We start from the raw sequence: 17,967 nt of genomic DNA, 5'->3' as shown, positions 1-17,967 counted from the left end.
CGTCAATTTACACACGCGGCTTGACATCACCGTCTCAGGAGCCATCAAACAAACATCGAGTACCTGGCATGCATCAGTAAGGATGCGCGACGGGGAAGAGCGTGGATGGAAGACCTGTAAGCCGGATTCTGTCCCGCAAAGCGGTTACCCTCTTTGCATGGATGATCATTTCTCTGGGATTCGAGTTACCCCGAACCTCAAGCGACCTACCCGAAGACCTCGACCGGGCCAGTCGGTGCGCAACGGTCCATGAGGAGCGCCGCACATGTCTTCCTATTTGGCCTTGCACCGGGCGACGCTTACCGTGCCGGCGATGTCACCACCACCGCGGTGGGCTCTTACCCCACCGTTTCACCCTTACCTGAGCCGCAGCGACCAGATTGGGATCCGTCGCGTGGGCCATCGGCGGTTTGATTTCTGTGGTGCTGGTGTCGGATTGCTCCGCCTGGGAGTTACCCAGCGCCCTGCCCGTGGAGTCCGGACTTTCCTCTCGATGGGAACCCACCGAGCGACCATCCAGTCTTCCACTCACGCCGAGACAGTATAAAGAATGGAGCGGATCGGAACAAGCGGACTGACCGATCCTCGATTGCGACCGGACCGCAGACAGTAAGAACCTTTACCTCGCACCTACTTCGGGTAAAGGAGTGGCCGGCATGGGAGCTCTTTTCTGATAAATGGCCATTGCTTCCGGCATCCATTCCTTCAACTGGTCGATCCTGGTCCCGTGGCCGGGGTGAGTGGATAAGAATTCAGCCGGTCCTCCACCGCCCGATGCCTTCGCCATCCGTTCCCACAGCGCTACCGACTCACGTGGATCGTACCCGGCATCAGCGGCCAAGAGAATTCCGACATAATCGGCCTCAGACTCATGCTTGCGGCTGAAGGGAAGCAGCACACCGACCTGCGCACCGGCCCCCAATGCGGCCATCGTCGCCTGGCCGAGCATGGGATTTCCGCCGCTGAGCCCGATCGCCGCGCCGGCGACTTGAAGCACGGTATTCGCAACCTGCCCTTGGCCCATGCGCTCCGCGCCATGGCGAGCCAACGCATGCACGACCTCATGTCCCATCACCGCCGCCAATCCCGCTTCCGTTTTGGCCATGGGGAAGATACCCGTGTACACCGCCATCTTGCCTCCGGGCAATGCAAACGCGTTCGCCGTCTTGTCATCCTTGATGACCGTGACTTCCCATTGAAACTGCTGAGCCATCTGGGCGTACTTCGATCGTTTTGCCGCTTCGACGATCCGAGCCGCCACCCGTTTGACCGGCTCGATCTCGCGAGGGTCTTGCGAGGGTCGCATGTTGGGGTCGGCCTTGATCTGATTGTAGGCTTGAGCTCCCATCTGCATTTCTTGGCCAATCGACGTCATGAGTAACTGTTTCCGACCGGTATAGGGATTCGTCTCGCATCCCGCCAACGCAATGCCCCCCATCAGGAGACAGGCCAGCGCCGTTGCACGTACAAGTCTCTGGGTCCACATCCTCAACCTCCAACCATTGCCTCGTCCATCAGATCCTGGTCCGATTGACCAGTCTGGCATCGATTGATAGATTACCGCCCGTCTGAACAAGATTTCCAGAGGAGCCAAGGTTGACGACTGCATCACGCCCCCGCCATAGCATCGAGCGTATCGGCATCGACGAATCCGGGAAGGGCGATTACTTCGGCCCACTGGTCATCGCCGCGGTGTTCGTCGACGCCACCACCCAAGGTGAACTCGCTCTCATGCAAGTTCGAGACAGCAAGAAGATCTCCGATGGGCGTGTGCTCGAACTGGCCCCCGATATCAAGACGATTTGCCCCCACAGCGTCATCGCTATCGGACCTCAGAAGTACAACGAACTGTACACCAAGATCAAAAATCTCAACCGCCTGCTCGCCTGGGGCCATGCGAAGGCATTGGAAAATTTATTGGAGCGCGGCGTCGTCTGCGAACGAGCGATCTCCGATCAGTTTGGAGACGAACGGCTGATCCTCAACGCATTACAGGAAAAAGGGAAGAAGATTGTTTTAGAGCAGCGAACGAAAGCGGAATCCGACTTGGCCGTCGCCGCGGCCTCGATTCTCGCGCGGGCGGAGTTTCTGATTCGTCTCAAACGTCTCTCTGGTGACGTAGGAACAACTCTCCCGAAAGGAGCCTCTCCCGCTGTCGGATTAGCGGCGAAGATGATCATCAAGAAGCACGGAAAGGAACGGCTCGGCTCAGTAGCCAAACTGCATTTCAAAACTACTCAAGCCGTACTTGCTAGCCTGACATAGATTTGCCTTCACATTGGACTATCTGTAAATGGTGGCATCAAAAGCCAAGGCATTCGCTGTTGCTGATTGACGAAGAAAATGGCTGGAAGGAGTACGTCATCGGCATCATGCTCGTAGGCAAGTCCGTCTGATAGAAACCCGAGTGTCTCAAACTATCTTCCTCGAGCAATGAGAAGATGGATTAAGTCTAAATGTGGTGACGGGAAAGGCTTAGACACCCTCAGACCGACTCGCCCACTTCCATATCGGCTTTTTTCGCTTCACTGAGGGCAGATGCGGTTTCTGTCGCCGGCTCCCCTTCCCAGTACAACATCCGCCGGCAATAGGGGCAGATCTGTAGATCGTCGGAGCGTTTGACTTGCGCGATGAGCTGAGGGGGAATCTGAAGGCGGCAGCCCGTACAGATACCACCGCGAACCGCCGCCAGCGGCTGGTCCTTGCGAGACGCTTTGACTTGGTTGTACCGATCGAGGAGGGGTTTTTCCACCTGCGCGGATGCTTCCCGAAAGTCCGTTTCGAGTCGTGCCAGTTCCTTCGCCAGTTCTTTGTCTTGTGTCTCCAGCCCTCGTTTTTCCTCGGTAAATGCCTTTCCATGAGTCTGTTGTTTCTCCTGAAGCTCTTTGGCCTTCTTCTGAAGCTCATCGACCTTTTCCATGGCCAACAGAATCTTTTCTTCGAACTCTCCCCGCTTCTTGTTCGCCAGCTCGAGCTCGAACAAATGCGCCTGATACTCCTTGTTGGTCTTGAGACTAGCCGCATGTGATTTCATCTTGTCCGTATGAGCTTCATGCGCCTCAAGGTCCTTTTCGTGCGCACGACGTTCTTTCACGGCGGCCTCGACGGCGGCCTTCGTGTCATTCAGGAGTTGGGTCGCCTCTTGAAGAGGAATTTCCGCGGCGTGAAGGCGTTCGGGGATCTTTCGGCGGAGCTCGGTGATCTCCATGATCCGGAGATCGAGTTTTTGCAGTTCAATGAGCGGAGACAGCTTTTGGTTCAACGTATCCTTTCCATCAATGCCAGCGCACTGAACGGGCCAGCCGCCTACCGGACTGGTGGGCCCACTAGGACTTGAACCTAGGACCAGCTGATTATGAGTCAGCCGCTCTAACCACCTGAGCTATGGGCCCGACCGGAACGGATCGATGTAGGCCGACGTCTGGATGAGCGAATCATCTCTGACGACGTCCGTCGGTCTCGGCCTCAACAGTGGATGATATCCCGAAACGGATTCTAGGCCGCTGCTCCGAGCAGAGTCAAATCACGTCGCCGTCACTCCGAAATCTATAAACTTTCGACGAAACTCCTTAGTTTTTTACTGCGACTCGGATGCCGCAATTTCCTCAAAGCCTTGGCCTCAATTTGCCTGATACGTTCGCGGGTGACTTCGAAGTCCTGCCCCACCTCTTCCAAGGTATGATCGGTCGCTTCACCGATCCCGAACCGCTTTCGCAAGACCTTCTCCTCGCGGGGCGTCAAGGTTTCCAAGGCGCTGTTGATCTGCCGCTGCAAGTCGTAACGAATGGCCGCTTCCAGCGGAGAGACGGCTTTCTTGTCTTCGATGAAGTCGCCCAGATGGCTGTCTTCCTCTTCACCGATCGGCGTTTCGAGCGAAATCGGTTCACGGGCAATCTTCAGGATTTTTCGGACTTTATCGAGCGGCAAATCCATGCGTTCCGCGATTTCCTCGGGAAGCGGTTCACGACCTAGTTTCTGCACAAGATGTCTGGAAGTACGAATGAGCTTATTGATCGTTTCGATCATGTGAACCGGAATTCGGATGGTGCGCGCTTGATCCGCGATGGCCCGCGTAATCGCTTGTCGAATCCACCAGGTCGCGTAGGTGCTGAACTTGTACCCGCGCTTGTATTCGAATTTGTCCACCGCCTTCATCAGGCCGATATTGCCTTCCTGAATCAAATCGAGGAACTGGAGGCCTCGATTCGTGTATTTCTTTGCAATGCTGACGACGAGCCGCAAATTCGCCTCGACCAGCTCCGCTTTTCCTCGCTTGACCTTTTCTTCCGCAATATCGAGATGCTTGACCGCATCCTTGATCTCTTCGGCCGGGACGAGCGCCTCTTCCGCTTCCAACTGGCGAATCTTCGCTTTGGCGGTTTGATAGACCTTCCGAATCTCCATCAAAGCTTCTTCCGACACACCGGTCTTGCGCTTGACCGCCAAGAAGTCCTGGCGGCTCCGGCACATCTTCCTCAGCAATTCGGCACCGGCTTCCCCTCCCACACCGATCCGACGTTGGCAACTGATCGCTTCCCGTTCGGCGACACGGATCTGCACCGCCAGATCGCGGACACGCTGGACCATCCGATCCTTCAGCACGCCATGAAGATTCACGGACTCAATCTTATTCACCACCTGTTGACGAACCGCATCGAACTGCTTCTTGAACTTCTTGTGTTTGACCGGATCGGTGCCGAGATGTTTGCTCTTCTCCGCCAAGGCCTTCAGCGCGAGAGAGACTTTCCGCACGGAATTCAAGGCATCGAGCGTCTTGACTCGAAGTTCCTCGTAATCCCGTTCCACCGGCTGCTGCTCTTCTTCAAAGTCTTCCTCCGTCTCCTGCACCGGCACGATCTCACGCACATCGATTTTCCCGTTCTTCAGCTGGTCACGGAGCGCCAGAACGAACTCGATGGTCATCGGCATCCCATAGATCACCGAGGCAATGTCGTTTTTCCCCTCCTCGATCCGCTTGGCGATCTCGATCTCCCCCTCGCGGCTGAGCAGCGCCACGCTGCCCATCTCTTTGAGGTACAGCCGCACGGGATCGTCGGTACGGCTCAGCGCACCCGGCGTCAGATCGATGGCCTTATCGTTTTCCTCGTCGGAATCCGACTCGACATCCTCCACCTCCTCGCCGACGTCCCCTTCAGACCGTTTCTGAACCCGTTCGCCGTCCGTGGCTTCGACGATTTCGATATCCATCTCACCGAACATCGCCATGATGTTGCCAAATTGATCCGAGGACACCACTTCAGCGGGCAAGGTACTGTTGAGCTCGTCGTACGTCAGGAATCCTTTTTCCTTTCCGATCGTGATCAGCTTCTTGACCTCGCCCAATAATTCTTGTTTCGCCATGACTACTCCTTCACCAATGAAACCACACCGGCGGTCGGCGTGCCGGCTTTCCGCATCCGTACGTCATTGATCTGCACATTCAACATTCGCACATCCTCCGCTCGCCCTTCGCGTTCAGCGAGTCTCAGGCTGACGATGAGCTCTCTGAGTCGCTGTTCCGACCGCTTCTGGTCCAGACGATCCAAACAGGCTTTCACGTGCGCCGGCACGTCGTCGAAGTGATCCTCGCGCATCGACAATTCCGCCGCCAAGGCCCCACAGTCGGAATCTCCCGCCGATTCATCCAAGACGGGTCGGAGACTGATGCGTCCCTCCCGGTCGACATGAGCGAGCGCAATCTCGACGAGCTTGCGGCAGGTCGCGACGGTAAAAGACTCCGGTCGCAGGCGTCGGATATCGGCCGGCGCCAATTGTCCGTGCAGCAGCAGTACAAGGAGATCCCGCTCTTCCGGCGAACCCTTGAACAGGGCATTGAGCGGCATTCCGGGGACGGGCGGCGTGCGTGGCGCGGTCGTGGCACCTCGTTTCGGTTGAGCCAGCAGCACCGGATAACGCTCGATCAGCCTCGCTTCGCTGATGCCCAGGCGTTCCGCCACGATCCTCATGCGCTCCTGCCGCTCGATCGGATGCTCGCTCTTCTGCAGAATGCGCAGGACCTCGTCGACGCTTCGAATGCGGCTTTCAAGCGAGCCGACATCGGCCTGCATGACCGTATGGTTCAGCGCATAATCCAGGAGACTCGGCGCCGCCGCTTCCAGCCTGGTGAACGCGTCGGCGCCTTTCTTCCGCACAAACGTGTCGGGGTCTTCCCCTGCCGGCAACGTGACGACTTTGACGCCCAATCCACTGTTGACGAAAAGATCCAAACCTCTCAACGCCGCACTTACTCCGGCTGCATCCGGGTCGAAGAGCAACACGACCTGGTCGGCAAACCGCCGCAGAGCCTGAATATGTTCGGCCGTCAGAGCCGTCCCCAGCGTGGCGACGGTATGGGCAAGTCCTGCCTGGTGGAGCGCGATCGCATCGAAATAGCCCTCCACGACAATCACCGTTTTAGTTCGAACGATGGCTTCGCGCGCCTGATCGAAGGCATACAGCGTCTGCCCTTTCTTGAACAGGGGTGTATCGGGGGAATTGAGGTATTTGGGCATGCGGTCGTCCAGCACGCGTCCGCCGAATCCCACCACACGCTTGCGCAGATCGGTGATCGTGAACATGAGTCGTCCGTGGAACTTGTCGTAGTACCCGTTCCCGTGGGTTCGCGAGGTTCCGAGCCCAGCGGTCACCATCTCGCCATGAGAAAATCCCTTGCGGGACAGAAATTTGATCAATCCATCCCATTCTAAAGACGATACTCCGATCCGGAAGACATCCACCGTCGATTGTTGGATGCCCCGTCGGTTCAGATAGTCGCGTGCTGCGGCGCCGATGTGCGTATCGCGCAGATTGGCCTGAAACCAAGTCATCGCGACCCGGTTGATTTCTTCAGTGCGATGAGTCTGCCCGCGTTGCATTCGTTCTGCGGGCGACTCCTCGACCACGATACCTACCTTGTCTCCGAGTTCCCGGAGCACCTCCGGGAACGAAGCTCCGGTAATTTTGGTCAAAAAGGCATAGACATCGCCTCCGGCCTTACAGCCGAAGCAGTAAAACATTTGTTTGGAAGGACTGACCGAAAAAGAGGGGCTCTTTTCTTGATGAAAGGGGCACAGTCCCACAAGGTTCTGGCCGGCCCGTCTCAGCGATACATGCTGCCCGACGACGTCCGCGATATCGACCCGATCTCTTATTCGATTCTTGATATCGTCGGAAATCAGGCCTCGGCCCACGAGAGTCTCCGCTCCTACGCTCCCGTCGCGCACGACCGGACGAGTCGGTTACTAAGTAATCGGAATAATTGACCGTTCAGATTAACAGACGAGTGGAAAACCTGTCAATTCGGAGTTTCTGTCAGCCGGGAGGCCAGCCCATTCGGCGTCCCCCCATAACATGCCAATGCAGATGAAAGATGGTTTGACCGCCATGTCGTCCGGTGTTCGTCACGAGACGGAATCCTGAGTCGGTCACCCCTTTGTCCTTCGCGACTTTCGTACAGGTCAGCAGCAACCGTGCCAGCAGCGCCTGATCGGACTCACCCAGATCCTGAATCGAGGTGACATGCCGTTTGGGAATCACCAAGGTATGCACTGGTGCCTGCGGATGGATGTCGTCAAAGGCCAGAGTCTCGTCGTCTTCGTGAACGATCTTAGTCGGAATGGTCTTCTCCACGATTTTGCAGAACAAACAGTCGTTCATGGTCGGCTCCTCACTTCTCCGCCCTCAATCCGGATGTGCCGAATCGTTTGCCCAACTCTTCATAAATATCGTGCAGAGCCACATCGTGATACCCTAGAACCATCAGGGTGTGAAAGAACAAGTCGGCCACTTCGTAGACGATTTCCTCTTTCCTGCCGCCTTTGGACGCCAAGAGGACTTCTCCGGCCTCTTCGGCTACCTTCTTCAGGATTTTGTCATGGCCGCCCTCGAACAGTTTCGACGTATAGGACCCGGCTTGAGGATGCGCACGGCGCTCACAGATGGTCCGCAACACCGAGTCAAGGATTCCCCCCGCCGCATCCTGTGTTGTATTTCCGATCATCTTGCCCTGCTCGTCCAACTTGGAAAAGAAGCAGGCTCGCTCGCCGGTATGACACGTCGGTCCACCCGGCTGGGCCTTCACCAGAATCGTGTCGTTGTCGCAATCGACAAAAAGTTCCTTGACATGGAGCCAATGACCGGAGGTTTCCCCTTTTTCCCACAGCCTGTTTCGGGACCGGCTCCAAAAGTGGACCTTCTTCGTCGCGACCGTCTTCGCGAAGGCTTCCGGGTTCATGTATCCCAGCATCAGCACCGTCCCATCGAGCCAATCCTGAATGACGGCCGGAAGGAGTCCCTCGTTATCGAACTGCAGCTGATCCACGGATCCTTGACTCATCGTGTGATGCCGCTTGTGAAAAGCCATCGAACCGGACGGGGACACCACGCTCACGTAAATACGCCTTGGCTTGGAAGATTGTATAGGTCCGAAAATGAAAAATCGAAGCGGCTAAGACCGCATCCGCCTTGCCCTTCACAAATCCATCGTATAGATGTTCCAACGTGCCAACCCCGCCGGACGCAATCACGGGAATCGACACAGCGCCAGACACGGCTGACGTCAGATCCAAGTCGTACCCCGTTTGCCGGCCATCCTGATCCATGCTGGTCAACAGAATTTCACCGGCACCGTACTGGGCCATCCGTCTTGCCCACTCCACCGTATCCAATCCCGTTGCCTGACGACCACCGTGCGTGAAGACTTCCCAACGATCACCCGTTATGTGTTTTGCATCGATGGCCACGACGATGCATTGGGTCCCAAAACGCTGCGCGGCCTCCTTTACGAACTCCGGTCGTCGGACTGCCGCAGTATTGATGCTGACCTTGTCTGCTCCGGCATTCAACAGGGCGCGAATATCGTCGAGCGTCCCCACGCCCCCACCGACCGTCACCGGCATGAATACTCGGGCCGCCGTCCGCTCAACGACGTCGAGGATCGTCTTTCGATTTTCATGCGAAGCCGTGATATCGAGGAAGCACAGCTCATCCGCCCCTTCCCGGTCATACCCGACCGCTGCTTCGACCGGATCTCCGGCATCGCGGAGATTCACGAAGCTGACGCCCTTGACCACACGTCCTTCTTTGACATCCAGACAGGGAATAATGCGTTTAGTCAACATACGATTGTGCTTGAGGACATTCTGAAGAACCCGCTCGATTCTTCTTTATCAGTTTCTCTTGTGTCTTTCACCTCTGACTTAGCGCGGCCACTGCAGCCTGATAATCCAGTTTGCCATCATAGAGAGCCTTGCCGACAATCGCGCCCTCCACCTTGGGACCGAGCGATCGCACCGCAAGAAGATCCTCGATCCGACTGATCCCCCCCGAAGCGATCACGGGAAACGATGACGAAGTCACGACTTCCTTCAGCGCCGGTAGATTCGGCCCGTTCAACATCCCATCCCGTGCGATATCCGTATAAATGACCGCTCCAATCGCCAGCCCGCCTACCTCCCTCAAGAGATCGATGGCGCTCGTTTCCGACACCGCCGTCCATCCCTTCACGGCGACCATGCCGCCACGCGCATCGAGGCCCAATAAAATTCGGCGAGGAAATTCTTTGCAGGCCTGTTCGAGAAACGTCCGATCCGTCAGCGCGGCCGTGCCAAGAACGACGCGCGACATCCCGGCCTGAAGATAGCGCCGAACCGTCTGAATCGTCCTGATGCCGCCGCCGATCTGCACATTAATCTTCACCGTCTTCAGCACGGCTTCAATTTGGGATAGATTGCGTGGTTCGCCGTCCACCGCGCCGTTCAAATCCACGACGTGGATCAGGCTGGCTCCCTGTTGCTGCCACCTACTGGCGACCTCCGTGACATCGTTCGAATAGACCGTTTCCGCCGCCATATCGCCTTGGCGCAACCGCACACAGCGCCCGTCTTTCAAATCAATCGCGGGAATTACCAGCACGCTACTTGCCCTCCCCCACACCGAACGGAAAGTCTTTCAAGACCGCATCAACCCCGTATTCGGCGAGTTCCGCCGCCGTCAGGAAACCCCATCCTCGAAAAAATCCAAGTAGATCCTCGCCCATGGGTCGCTGCCGTTCGTAATAGCCACCGACCCAGAGTACCTGTCCATCAGCCGCCACGACTTTGGCCTCAAAACCCACCGTCGCCGGAGGGTCGGCTCCAAGCCGACTGCCCACCCGTTCCTGGTACACCGATACGACGCCCAATAATGCTGCATCCGCTTTCAGTCGTTTGGCAACGGCGGGTGCAGCCTTTTCCGCTCCCATTTTGGACAGTTCCTCATCCGCCGAAGAGACTCTGACCGCCTCACCAGGAGACAACACTTGCACTCCCCTTCGATCCTGGAGGCGTCCCCAGAACAATTCCGTCACCTTCTCCGCCGCATATCCGGGTACCAGCATGGTTTGTTTGGATGTAGGCTGAATGTCCCGCGGAATCGCCAAGGAGATGTCGGACCGACGGACACTCTCCGGGATTGGAAGAAAGAGATCGTCTTGATCACGCGCTTGGGGTGTAGCAATCGACGTAAACGGTATCAAGGCGATGGAGCGGATGTGGTAACGGGAGAGTTCTGGGGCAGATTTCGTCGTGACTTTTGATCCACTACACCCTGTTGCAATAGTTACCAAAGCAACAGCGCTTGTCATCAGAATCGTGCGAGATAACAGACCGTATACCCTCACTTCCACGCTCCAAAATTCTTGATCAATTGTAACCCGACCGCCTGGCTCTTCTCTGGGTGGAACTGGCACGCGACCACATTGTCCTTCCAGATACTCGATGTGAAGGAAATGCCGTACGTCGTCGTGGTGGCGGTCATGTGCCCGTCACGTGGATCCACAAAATAGGAATGCACAAAATACCAATTGGATCCGTCGGCTATGCCTTGGAACAACGGACAGCTACTTTGGATGCTGATTTGATTCCACCCCATGTGCGGAACTTTGAGTGTCCGATCCTTTGAGAAAGCTCTCACTTTGCCCGGGAAAATGTCGAGTCCTTCGTGCCTGCCAAATTCCTCACTTTCCGTAAACAATAGCTGGAACCCTAGACAGATCCCCAAGAATGGTTTCCCCGATTGAATTACCGCCTTGATTGGTTCAATCAGGTCATACTGTTTCAAGTTCGCCATACAGTCTCCAAAAGCTCCCACTCCCGGAAGGACGACATGACTGGCGTTTTGAATCGAAGCCGCCTCGCGCGTGACAATCGCCTGATGTCCCACGGCCTCGAAGGCCTTCGAGACACTGCGAAGATTTCCCATCCCGTAGTCAATGATGGCGATCATGGAGTTATCCCCTTATGGAATATATCCATATGTGGAAGGGTAACAATACCGCAACTGGATGGTTCCTGCCACTGGCAATCTATGTCCCCGATTCCACCAGGCAGTGCCCACCCAGATATGAGGGGCTTGAGGTCTTTCGATTGACAGAATGGGACCGAACAGTAACCTGAACTCGGCAAGTCGGCGGAGCGACCTATGAATGACAGAATGACACAGGACTAGTGGAATACATGAACAAGTCAGTCCGTGGATTAATCGCACTGTATCGATTTGGCTCACAGGCGAAGGGAATCGCCCGCCCCGACAGTGACGTAGATCTTCCCGGGCCGGAGCGCTATGGACGAACAAGCCCGTCGAGAATTCGAAATGTACGTCTATTCAGACTATGCCAGGCTGAATGAAGAACGGCGTGGAATCTTGAAGGGTTTACAAACTGCGGGCTGGTGTATGGCTGATGAAGTGATCCTCAACGAAGCCGCCAGCATTGAGCGGTGCCGCCAGCGGATTCAGGATGAACATGCGGGGGACAACAGAACCGAATTGACAATCAAGCAGGGATACCGTTGTCTTAAATCTACAGCGAGCCTGTGAAACGGCCATCGATCTTGCCATGTATGTGGTCAGCCAGCGGAAGCTTGGTGTGCCTCAAGACAACCGCGATGCATGCTCATCGCTGCACACCGCTGACATTCTCTCGCATCAGTGGGAGAAAGACTCACCCCACAAACACGCAGCGATCTTCCCGTCATTCTGCATGAGTCAGCTCACCGACTCAAAAGACGAAGGGGCGCGCACCCTTTCAGAACCCGCTCTCCTCAAACTGACAAATTATGCTATTTCCAAATCCCTTACAGCATCCCCTTTGTCGAGAGCACCTTCCCCGCCAGCCGCTCTTCCAGCATCGTGGCTTGATCGATCGCCTTGGCCAGCGCCTTGAAGATGGCTTCCATGATGTGGTGAGGATTGCGGCCATAGAGCAGATTCACGTGTAGGTTCAGGCCTCCGTGAGTCACAAAGGCCTGGAAGAAATCTTCGAACAGGCCGAGATCGAAGGCTTTGATCTTCCGATCCGGCAATGTCACGTTGTACACAAGGAACGGCCGACCGCTGAGATCAACGGTGACCTGTGCCAAGGTTTCATCGAGCGGCGCCGAGGCAAACCCAAATCGTTTGATCCCGGCTTTTTCACCCAATGCCTGGTGCAATGCCTTTCCCATCACGATCCCGACATCTTCGACCGTGTGATGTTCATCGATGTCGATGTCGCCCTTCGCCTGGACCGTCAGATCGAAAAATCCGTGTTTGGCAAGCAGCTCGAGCATGTGGTCGAAGAACCGGACGCCGGTGTCGATCTTGCCCTGCCCGCTGCCGTCCAAAGTCCACTCGACACGGATATCGGTTTCTTTGGTGGCTCGTTGAATGCTCGCCTGTCGTGGAGCCGATCCATTCTTCTTCATGAAAACCTGCTCAGCGCTGACTTGGCATGGGCATCGAACCCCTCGATCTGCGCCAGCCGCACCAACGGATCTTTCACTTTGGCCAATTCTTGTTTCGTGTAGTGCACGATGTTGCTGACCTTGACATAGTCATTGACGGACAGCGGTGAAAAGAACCGTGCTGTTCCGCCGGTCGGCAAGACGTGATTCGGACCCGCAATATAATCGGCGACTGCCGGCGGCGTGTATCGTCCCAAGAACAATGCTCCGGCATGGCGGATTTTCTCCAGGTAATCAAACGGATTGTCCACGGACAGCGTCAGATGTTCGGCTGCGATTTCATTGGCAACTTCGATGGCCTCGTCCATGGAGGACACGACAAACGCTACCGAATGGCGCGCAATGGACTTCGAGGCGATCTTTTCTCGTTGAAGGCCTTTGAGTTGAGCCTCAATGAGTTTGGACACATCTTTGGCCAATCGTTCGGATGTCGTGACAAGAAATACCTGGGCGTCTTCATCATGCTCGGCTTCACAGAGCAAGTCGGCGGCCACATGGGCCGGTTTAGCTTCGTCGTCGGCCACCACCAACAATTCGCTCGGACCGGCGACCATGTCGATTCCGACGATGCCATAGAGTAATCGTTTGGCCGTCGCCACGTAGATATTGCCCGGTCCGACGATCTTGTCGACGCGCGCGATGGTCTTGGTCCCGTAAGAAAGTGCCGCGATCGCCTGAACGCCGCCAACGCGATAAATCTCCGTCACTCCGGCAATGTCCGCCGCAACCAGCAAATAGGGATTGATCCCGTCCTTCTGGGGCGGCGTGACCATCACGATACGCGGCACGCCGGCCACTTTGGCCGGGATCGCGCACATCAAGACGGAAGAGGGGTAGACGGCTTTTCCTCCCGGCACATACACCCCAACTGCGTCGACCGGCCCGACAACCTGCCCTAACGTGGCATCGCCGTCTTGATACATCCAGGTCTTCGTCCGTTGCCGCTCATGGAACGATGTCACTCGCTGAGCGGCGAGTCTCAGCGCATCGCCTTCGTCTTTCCGGATCTGAAAGTAGGCGCTCTTGATCTCCTCCGATGTGACACGTAACGCCTCCGCCTTCAGCGTGACCTTGTCGAATTGGAGGGTGTAACGAAGCACGGCTTTATCGCCGCCTCGCTCGACGGCTTGCAGGATGTTGCGTACGGTTTTTTCCACGGCTGCGCCGGTCGTCCGCCCTCGAAGCGCAGCTTTTTTCAAGGAAGGAAGAAAACTGCGATCTGCCTGCGTGACAATCTTCATGTACGGACCATCTTCTTTCGACGCGCGCCGGCAGTCCGAGGACGCCCGTTGCTCGATAGTGCTCGCTGGTTCGGTAATACCGCCCTGAGTTTACGAATCAACGCCATCAACGGTTCCTGCTTGAGTCGAAGGCTCGCGCGATTGACGATGAAACGAGCCGTCGATTGCGTAATGACTTCCACTTCCACAAGGTCGTGGGCTTTCAGCGTACTGCCGGTTTCGACCAAATCGACGATACGATCCGCCAACCCCACCACCGGAGCCAGCTCGATAGAGCCGTATAACTTGACGATCTCCACCGGAATCCCGCGCGTATTGAAATAGCGCTCACTGATCCGGGGATACTTTGTCGCCACGCGAATCTTGGACGACAGGCGATCGGTGGATCCCTCTCCACGGAGCGCGGCGACCGAGATTCTACACGCTCCGAATCCTAAATCCAATGGTTCGTATACATCACTTTCCTGCTCCAGCAAAACGTCTTTCCCGACGATCCCGGCATCGGCCCCCCCGTATTCCACATAGGTCGGCACGTCACTGGGTCGGACGATGAGGAAGGTCATGTTATGTTGTGGGCTGACAAAGATCAGCCGCCGACTCTCTCCTGACAACCCGGAAATTTCGTACCCCGCTTTCCGAAAGAGCGTCAGCGCGGATTCGATGAGTTTTCCTTTTGACAACGCGATGGTCAGCATGGGACTCCTACAGAGACTTCGTCGAAACCTTTTGGCGCCGGATATCAGCCCCTAAAGCCCCTAATTTTTCTTCGATTCGCTCGTAGCCCCGATCAAGATGGTACACGCGTTGGACCTGAGTCAGTCCTTCTGCAGCCAAACCGGCGATAATCAGACCGGCGCTGGCACGAAGGTCCGATGCCATGACCGGAGCTCCGGTGAGCTTCCTGCGTCCGGTCACCACCAACCGGTTGGCTTCAACACGAATATCGGCTCCCATCCGTCGCAATTCTTCGACATGCATAAACCGGCTCTCAAACACGGTTTCGGTGACCACGCTCGTGCCTTCGGCCAGGCTCATCAATGCCACCATTTGCGCCTGCATGTCGGTGGGATACCCAGGAAAAGGCAACGTCTTCACATCGGTTCCTCGCAACGTGTCCGGCATGGTCAAACGCACACTGTCTTTTTCTTCCTGCACGTCGGCCCCAGCCTCACGGAACTTCATCAGCACGGCTTCAAGGTGCCTGGGACGGCAATGAGTGACGGTGACGTCGCCGCGAGTGATGGCGGAGGCCACCAAGTACGTACCGGCCTCAATACGATCCGGGATCACTTCGTGGTCTCCGCCATGCAGTTCGCGCACTCCCTCCACCGTAATCATGTCGGTTCCTGCCCCGTGGATTCGCGCACCCCGCTTGATGAGAAAATCCGCCAGATCGACGATTTCCGGTTCTCTGGCCGCATTTTCCAGCACCGTCACCCCTTCGGCGAGCGAGGCTGCCATCATAAGGTTTTCCGTACCAGTCACCGTCGGCGTATCACAGTAGATGCGGTCACCTCTCAATCGCTTCGCCTTGGCCGTGATATAGCCATGCTCAATGGAAATGTCCGCTCCCAATTTTGCCAACCCCGCCAAATGAAGATTGACCGGTCTGGAGCCGATGGCACAGCCTCCAGGGAGCGAAACCTTGGCTTCACCCCAGCGGGCAACCAAGGGACCGAGGACCAAAACCGAGGCCCGCATCGTCTTGACGAGATCATAGGGAGCTTCAGTCGATTTGATCGCATCGACTCGGATGACCGCCCGATTCCCCTCATGAGACACCTGAGCCCCGAGAATCCCAAGGAGTTTGCCCATCGTCAAAACGTCAACGACCCTCGGAACATTGGTGATGACGCACTCACCACCGCCAAGAATGGTGGCCGCCAGGATCGGCAGCGCGGAATTTTTTGCGCCACTGATACGGACTTCACCCGACAATCGTTTACCGCCGTTGATAAGGATTTCGTCCATCCCATGCCCCTAACCGGCCCGCCGCACGATCATCACTCGTTCGATGCCGGCTTCATCCTTGACGGTTTGAAGCCCTGTATAACCTCCGATTTGCTCCGCTGCCTCTCGTACGAGGGCAGCTTGGCCCTGCCCCAGTTCCATCACGAGCAATCCACCTGACACAAGGAGTTCGCGTGCATCGTGGAGCAATCGTTCATGAAATTCCGTCCCCTTCTGCCCGGCGACCAACGCCAACCGCGGTTCAAAATCCCGGACTTCGGGTTGCAGATGGGCCCACGCGTCCTCGGCAATGTATGGAGGATTGGACACAACGACATCGACCATTTTCTCAAGGTGATGTGTGCGCAATGAAGACAAGAGATCCCCTTCTCCCCAGGTAATCTTGTCCCTGACCCCCTGTCGCTCCGCGTTTTCCTTTGCAACGGTCAATGCGTCTTTGGAACAGTCCAGGGCAAAGATTCGCATGCCGCTCAGGATGGTCGCCAACGTCACCGCGATGCAACCGGACCCTGTTCCCACATCGACGAGCGTCGACGCTTCAGTGAGTCCTCCCTCCTTGAGGACTGCCTGCACCAACAACTCCGTCTCCGGTCGAGGGATGAGCACCGCTGGATTGACGCAAAAGTCCAGTCCGCAAAACTCTTGCGTACCTAAAATGTACTGAAGCGGTTCCCGTGCAGTCCGCCGTGAGACGAAAGCCGCGGCGCGTGTGTGTTGTTCGGCCGTCACCGGATGGTCAGCCCCACTCACCAACTCATGTTGCTTCACTCCAAGAGCATGGGCCAAAAGCCATCGGGCCTCTTGAGCGGTATTCGCCGTTCCGGACGAGTCCAACGAGCGCTGGGCCCATGCGATGAGCTGGCCGATCGTTCTCGCATCTGTGGCTCGAAGAGCGGTCATCGTTTACACGTTGGCGGTTTCAGCCTGCTGCTGTTGTGCCTTCAACGCCTGAACGATTTCGTCAAGGTCACCTTCCATCACCAATTCCAGTTTGTGAAGGGTCATGCCGACACGGTGATCCGTAACACGGTTCTGCGGGAAATTGTACGTCCTGATTTTCTCGCTCCGCTCCCCGGACCCCACTTGAGACTTCCGATTCTGCGCGATCTCTGCTTCTTGTTTTTCCCGTTCAGCATCGACGATCCGGGCCCGCAAGGTACGCATGGCCTTGGTCCGGTTTTTCAACTGAGATCGCTCATCCTGACACGTCACGACCACCCCAGTGGGCAGATGGGTGATACGAACGGCTGAATAGGTGGTATTCACGCTCTGTCCACCGGCTCCCGACGAGCAAAAGGTATCGATCCGTAAATCCTTCGCGTCGATCTGGACATCGACTTCATCGACTTCGGGCATGACCGCCACCGTCACCGTCGACGTATGAATGCGGCCACTCGCTTCCGTGACGGGAACCCGCTGCACCCGATGAACGCCGGCTTCATACTTGAAATGGCTATACGCTCCCTTGCCCTCAATCAAGGCGACGATGTTCTTGTACCCTCCGATGCCCGTTTCAGACGCTTCAACTGTGTCAACCTTGAATCCCTTCTTTTCGGCGTATTTGACATACAGCCGAAAGAGTTCCCCGGCAAACAATGCAGCTTCGTCTCCACCCGTCCCGGCGCGAATTTCGAGCACCAAGCTCTTCTCGTCCCGCGGGTCCTTTGGGATTAGCAATTCTCTGACTTGCTCTTCGACTGCGATCCGTTGCCGTTCCAACTCGACTTTCTCTTCCGCGGCCAGCTTATGCAGCTCAGTACCCGCCGACGGATCGGCGAGGATCCCCAGCGCGTCTTCCAGTTGTTTCACATTCTCCCGATACGCTTCAAAAAGTCTGACCGCCGGCTCAAGATCGGTCCGCTCCTTGCTCAACCTGTGCAACAAGCCCGGCTGGCTGACGACGGACGGATCCATGAGCTGATCGGTCAACTCTTGAAACCGAGAGGCGAGACTCTCCCATTTCTTGAGCAAGACTGCTTCCATCGCTTCATACCTCG

General features: G+C 56.4%; 18 protein-coding genes, 1 tRNA gene and 1 other RNA gene. 2 read left to right on the top strand and 18 right to left on the bottom strand.

What is annotated here, in order from left to right:
* Positions 1 to 101 precede the first annotated feature (101 nt).
* Positions 102 to 528, bottom strand: an RNA gene (gene rnpB, locus A4E19_08440) — RNase P RNA component class A.
* 91 nt (positions 529 to 619) lie between these two features.
* A complete protein-coding gene (locus A4E19_08435) occupies positions 620 to 1,486 on the bottom strand; it encodes a peptidase (protein OQW31627.1) in 867 nt (288 codons plus the stop codon).
* A 110-nt stretch (positions 1,487 to 1,596) separates the two neighbouring features.
* Here A4E19_08435 and A4E19_08430 point away from each other — a divergent pair, with 110 nt between their 5' ends.
* The gene (locus tag A4E19_08430; protein ID OQW31626.1) at positions 1,597 to 2,265 is read left to right on the top strand and encodes a hypothetical protein; all 669 of its coding nucleotides are present in this window, start codon (positions 1,597 to 1,599) and stop codon (positions 2,263 to 2,265) included.
* Positions 2,266 to 2,485: 220 nt separating this feature from the next.
* Here A4E19_08430 and A4E19_08425 read toward each other — a convergent pair whose 3' ends face one another.
* The 10 genes from A4E19_08425 to hisH all read right to left on the bottom strand — a co-directional run bounded on the left by A4E19_08425 (position 2,486) and on the right by hisH (position 11,262).
* Complete coding sequence (locus A4E19_08425) at positions 2,486 to 3,262, bottom strand: hypothetical protein (GenBank protein OQW31625.1); 777 nt, start codon at positions 3,260 to 3,262, stop codon at positions 2,486 to 2,488.
* Between the two features lie 53 nt (positions 3,263 to 3,315).
* Positions 3,316 to 3,392 (bottom strand) — tRNA-Met (locus A4E19_08420).
* 154 nt (positions 3,393 to 3,546) lie between these two features.
* Positions 3,547 to 5,361 (bottom strand): RNA polymerase subunit sigma-70, encoded by a 1,815-nt coding sequence (locus tag A4E19_08415; protein OQW31624.1) that lies wholly within the window; start codon positions 5,359 to 5,361, stop codon positions 3,547 to 3,549.
* A gap of 2 nt (positions 5,362 to 5,363) precedes the next feature.
* Positions 5,364 to 7,190: a hypothetical protein gene (locus A4E19_08410; GenBank protein OQW31623.1), complete on the bottom strand. Its 1,827-nt coding sequence runs from the start codon at positions 7,188 to 7,190 to the stop codon at positions 5,364 to 5,366.
* Positions 7,191 to 7,311: 121 nt separating this feature from the next.
* Positions 7,312 to 7,656, bottom strand: coding sequence for a histidine triad nucleotide-binding protein (locus A4E19_08405; GenBank protein ID OQW31622.1), 345 nt, complete (start codon positions 7,654 to 7,656; stop codon positions 7,312 to 7,314).
* Positions 7,657 to 7,666: 10 nt separating this feature from the next.
* Entirely contained in the window at positions 7,667 to 8,311 is a 645-nt protein-coding gene (locus A4E19_08400) for a bifunctional phosphoribosyl-AMP cyclohydrolase/phosphoribosyl-ATP diphosphatase (GenBank protein OQW31636.1), read from the bottom strand.
* Positions 8,298 to 9,119, bottom strand: coding sequence for an imidazole glycerol phosphate synthase subunit HisF (locus A4E19_08395; protein ID OQW31621.1), 822 nt, complete (start codon positions 9,117 to 9,119; stop codon positions 8,298 to 8,300). The genes A4E19_08400 and A4E19_08395 overlap by 14 nt, the downstream gene beginning before the upstream one ends.
* Positions 9,120 to 9,186: 67 nt before the next feature.
* Positions 9,187 to 9,912: a 1-(5-phosphoribosyl)-5-((5-phosphoribosylamino)methylideneamino)imidazole-4-carboxamide isomerase gene (locus A4E19_08390; protein OQW31620.1), complete on the bottom strand. Its 726-nt coding sequence runs from the start codon at positions 9,910 to 9,912 to the stop codon at positions 9,187 to 9,189.
* Position 9,913: 1 nt separating this feature from the next.
* The gene (locus tag A4E19_08385; GenBank protein OQW31619.1) at positions 9,914 to 10,513 is read right to left on the bottom strand and encodes a hypothetical protein; all 600 of its coding nucleotides are present in this window, start codon (positions 10,511 to 10,513) and stop codon (positions 9,914 to 9,916) included.
* Positions 10,514 to 10,653: 140 nt separating this feature from the next.
* Positions 10,654 to 11,262 carry an imidazole glycerol phosphate synthase subunit HisH gene (gene hisH, locus A4E19_08380; GenBank protein OQW31618.1) on the bottom strand — a complete coding sequence of 203 codons (609 nt, stop codon included), beginning with the start codon at positions 11,260 to 11,262 and terminating at the stop codon, positions 10,654 to 10,656.
* Between the two features lie 336 nt (positions 11,263 to 11,598).
* On the opposite strand from hisH, the gene A4E19_08375 reads away from it, so the two are divergent.
* Positions 11,599 to 11,853, top strand: coding sequence for a hypothetical protein (locus A4E19_08375; GenBank protein ID OQW31617.1), 255 nt, complete (start codon positions 11,599 to 11,601; stop codon positions 11,851 to 11,853).
* A 257-nt stretch (positions 11,854 to 12,110) separates the two neighbouring features.
* On the opposite strand, the gene hisB is transcribed toward A4E19_08375, so the two are convergent.
* From hisB to A4E19_08345, 6 genes are read right to left on the bottom strand one after another with little or no spacing between them, the layout of a single operon-like run.
* The gene (gene hisB / locus A4E19_08370; protein OQW31616.1) at positions 12,111 to 12,719 is read right to left on the bottom strand and encodes an imidazoleglycerol-phosphate dehydratase; all 609 of its coding nucleotides are present in this window, start codon (positions 12,717 to 12,719) and stop codon (positions 12,111 to 12,113) included.
* A complete protein-coding gene (locus A4E19_08365; protein ID OQW31615.1) occupies positions 12,716 to 13,999 on the bottom strand; it encodes a histidinol dehydrogenase in 1,284 nt (427 codons plus the stop codon). The genes hisB and A4E19_08365 overlap by 4 nt, the downstream gene beginning before the upstream one ends.
* On the bottom strand, positions 13,996 to 14,694 hold the full coding sequence (locus A4E19_08360) for an ATP phosphoribosyltransferase (protein ID OQW31614.1): 699 nt from the start codon (positions 14,692 to 14,694) through the stop codon (positions 13,996 to 13,998). Before A4E19_08360 ends, A4E19_08365 begins: the two co-directional genes overlap by 4 nt.
* Before the next feature lie 7 nt (positions 14,695 to 14,701).
* The gene (locus A4E19_08355) at positions 14,702 to 15,970 is read right to left on the bottom strand and encodes a UDP-N-acetylglucosamine 1-carboxyvinyltransferase (protein OQW31613.1); all 1,269 of its coding nucleotides are present in this window, start codon (positions 15,968 to 15,970) and stop codon (positions 14,702 to 14,704) included.
* Positions 15,971 to 15,979: 9 nt separating this feature from the next.
* On the bottom strand, positions 15,980 to 16,870 hold the full coding sequence (locus A4E19_08350; GenBank protein OQW31612.1) for a hypothetical protein: 891 nt from the start codon (positions 16,868 to 16,870) through the stop codon (positions 15,980 to 15,982).
* A 3-nt stretch (positions 16,871 to 16,873) separates the two neighbouring features.
* Positions 16,874 to 17,953 carry a peptide chain release factor 1 gene (locus A4E19_08345; GenBank protein OQW31611.1) on the bottom strand — a complete coding sequence of 360 codons (1,080 nt, stop codon included), beginning with the start codon at positions 17,951 to 17,953 and terminating at the stop codon, positions 16,874 to 16,876.
* Positions 17,954 to 17,967: the final 14 nt, after the last annotated feature.

This window comes from Nitrospira sp. SG-bin1, from assembly GCA_002083365.1.
Lineage (GTDB): Bacteria > Nitrospirota > Nitrospiria > Nitrospirales > Nitrospiraceae > Nitrospira_D.
This window is presented reverse-complemented; position numbering and strand designations above follow the sequence as displayed.